1 protein-coding gene is annotated in these 236 nt (G+C 71.2%); it reads left to right on the top strand.

Annotated features, from left to right (window positions below; genetic code table 11):
- Window positions 1-236 (top strand): AMP-binding enzyme (locus J5474_RS22690; protein ID WP_425342915.1); only part of this gene is annotated, 236 nt, incomplete at both ends.

Raw genomic sequence — 236 nt, forward strand, 5'->3', positions numbered from 1 at the left:
CGTGGCGCGGCCCGAGGCGGAGCTGGCGCGGGAGCTGGTGGCGCTGGTGCGGGAGAAGATCGGCCCCGTCGCCGCCTTCAAGGACGCGAAGGTAGTGGCGCGGCTGCCGAAGACCCGCAGCGGCAAGATCCTCCGCGCCACGCTGCGGAAGATCGCCGATGGCGAGAGCTACACTGTGCCGCCGACCATCGACGATCCGACGATCCTCGACGAGATGCGGGAGAGCCTCGCCCGCT

The sequence above is a fragment of the Sagittula salina genome, from assembly GCF_017813235.1.
In the GTDB taxonomy this organism is placed as follows: domain Bacteria; phylum Pseudomonadota; class Alphaproteobacteria; order Rhodobacterales; family Rhodobacteraceae; genus Sagittula; species Sagittula salina.